Source organism: bacterium (assembly GCA_024224155.1).
Classification (GTDB): Bacteria; Acidobacteriota; Thermoanaerobaculia; order Multivoradales; family JAHEKO01; genus CALZIK01.
This window is the reverse complement of record JAAENP010000031.1, coordinates 1-2,635: the sequence shown is the minus strand read 5'-3', so window position 1 is coordinate 2,635 and position 2,635 is coordinate 1. Positions and strand designations below refer to the sequence as shown.

Here is a 2,635-nt window from a genome sequence, read left to right as displayed (position 1 = left end):
AGCCCGAGATTGAACCCGACCGCGGTGCTGTCGGCGTCGAAGCCGACGGTCCCATCACTGTGCTGCGGCTCCAGACCCCGAGCGTCACAGTCCCCGAACGGAAGATCGCCGGCGAGCTCGAGCGCGAAGCACATGCTGCCAAGGTCGATCGCCCGCGCGAGCTCGACGTCGAGCCTCGACAGGTTTGCACCGAAGCCGACCGAAAGGTGGTCACTGAACCGATATCCAACCGTCGCGGTGAGGTTGACCGAGCCGATCTCCGATCGAAGAGCGTGGTAGCGGCCGACCCAACCCGCCCGGTATTCGGTGTCGAGGGCAAAGGGCCTATTCAAACCGAGACCAAAGGCCAGCCGATCGTCGAGCGGCCGCGCGTAGTAGAAGCTCGCCAGCGCTTCAATCCCGCCCGCGTCTCCTCCACTGCCCCCCTCGAGCGGCGCGGCAAAGAACACCCGCGAGCCCGTATCTTCGAATTCGACGGCGGGCGAGCTCAAGTGAAATCCGAGCACGAGCTCTTCTTCGTCCAACCGGGTCATGCCGGCGGGGTTGTACCAGACCGTGCACGCGTCCTTGGCTACGGCGGCGGTGCCGGCGAACGCGTTTCCAAGCCCGGAGGCACAGACTCCGGCGGCCTGAAACAGGGCGGCGGAGGCGGCGGCCGGCCAGGGTAGCGGGGCCAGGGGGGCCAGGAACGCCAGAGTCGCAGGGGCCGTCAGGGTCCCCCGGCCTCGCGCCATCAGCCGAGCGGACCATCTGCAGCTGGAACCCCATCTCGGCATCGCTTGGCGCAACCCTAACCCACTCGGTATCCTGCTCGCGTGGGCATCGCCAACCGCTCTCTGCCGGTCCTTGTGCTGCTGCTTTCGACCTCACTGCCGGCGAGTGCCGACGAGCCCTGCGAGTCCCTGATCGACGTCGGTAGGGGGCCCGTGGCTCTGCACATCCCCGACTCCCACGAAGCCGGAGAGCTCGTGCCGCTGGTAGTGATGCTCCACGGCTACACCGCCACTCCCGACGCCGTCGAGCACTGGCTGAAGCTCCGGCCGCTGGCGGATGAATTCGGGTTCCTGTTGCTCCAGCCTCAGGGCACCATCGACCCCGAGGGGTACCCTTTCTGGAACGCGGGGCGAGTCTGCTGCAACTGGTACGGCTCCCAGGTCGACGATGTCGGCTACCTCGAGCGATTGGTCGACGAGGTTGAAAGCCGCTGCAGCGTGGATCCTTCCAAGATCTACTGGCTCGGCCACTCGAACGGCGCCTACATGGCGTACCGCATGGCCTGCGAACGCGCCGACATCGTGACCGGACTCGCCGGCATTGCCGGCGTCACCGCCTACGATCCGGCCGAATGTGATCCCTTCAAGCCGGTACATGTGCTCCATATCCACGGCACGGCGGACGACTTCTGGGCCTACGACGGCGGAGTCTGGAGCGGCAACGGCGAGCCCTACCCCGGCGCACTCCGAACGACCGAGCTATGGGCCCGGTACAACGGATGCTCGCTTCGGGCCGAGGAGTCAGCCGCCAGACTCGATCTCGAGGTCCGAATCCCGGGAACGGAAACCACCGTCACCAGGTATCCGGAATCCTGTCGGCCGGGGGGATCCGTGGAGCTCTGGTCGGTTGAGGGTGCCGACCACACGCCTCAATTCGTGCCCGGGTTCAGCCGTCGAGTGATCGAATCCCTGTTCGCCCATCCCAGCCGGTGCCGCGGCCGCGAACGGATCAAGCGCCTGGCCTGCCGAAAACAGGGCAAGCAGCTCAATCTCTCCCTTTCGGGCGGTCTTCCGGGCGACTCCTTCGGCGTGATCGCGGGCGGCGCCGAAAGCCGGCGCGGTGTTCTCGACGCCAACGGCAAAGCCAGGCTCAGACTGCGTCATGCGGGCGCGGCCGGCACCGCCGAGGTGCTCTGGGGCTGCGGCTCGAGCGCCTCGGCCCGCTTCGACTGTCGCTAGTCGCAGGCCCCGACCGCGCTTCCGACGAACTCGGTGTGGGCGCCATTCACAGTGGCCGAGTACGCCACCACGCGGCCGCATTTGAGGGCCAAGAAGTCGTTGGGCTCGAGCAGATAGGTCGCCCCGGCCGCGGCTGACTCGAGCGACCGCTTCTCGGATCGATTGACCAGTACCTCGAATCCGGACGCGTACCGAACTCGAACAATACCGAGCCTCTCGGCCAACCGCTGGTCGACGCGCCTGCTGGAGATCGCGGGCAGAACCGCACGCAATGCCCCTGAAAGGGGCAGCCACTCCCCCCGTACCCGGTAGTCGATCTGGGTGGCTTCGCTTCCGAGATACTCCGGCTGCAACAGAGTCATGAAGTCGTACTTGCGTTCGAGCTCCCGTCCGTTCAGGGGCTCAAAATAGGCGCGGTCGAAGAAGCCCGCGTTGCCGAACGCGATCTCCGACGCCAGGTAGCGGCTGAACTGCTCGGCCGAATACTCGGACTTGCGCCGATAGAAACGCGAAAAATAGCCCACCCCCTGGGGCACGTACAGAGAGTGCAGGACCCGCAGCTTGTAGTCGACGATAGCCGGCGTCTTGGTGCCTCGAGTGCCGTCGATCTCCTGGTGGAGAGAGCGCGGATCCGCCTCGACGGCGTCGATGTAGCCGGCCCAGATCCTGCTCGATCCGCCCTT

At 66.3% G+C, this 2,635-nt stretch carries 3 protein-coding genes; 1 reads left to right on the top strand and 2 read right to left on the bottom strand.

What is annotated here, in order from left to right:
* The coding region (locus GY769_02325) for a transporter (protein MCP4200756.1) at positions 1–734 on the bottom strand (734 nt) is incomplete at its 3' end.
* Between the two features lie 81 nt (positions 735–815).
* On the opposite strand from GY769_02325, the gene GY769_02320 reads away from it, so the two are divergent.
* A complete protein-coding gene (locus GY769_02320; GenBank protein ID MCP4200755.1) occupies positions 816–1,952 on the top strand; it encodes a hypothetical protein in 1,137 nt (378 codons plus the stop codon).
* On the opposite strand, the gene GY769_02315 is transcribed toward GY769_02320, so the two are convergent.
* Positions 1,949–2,635, bottom strand: a 687-nt coding sequence (locus GY769_02315) for a hypothetical protein (GenBank protein ID MCP4200754.1), incomplete at its 5' end; no start/stop codon positions are given. The genes GY769_02320 and GY769_02315 overlap by 4 nt on opposite strands.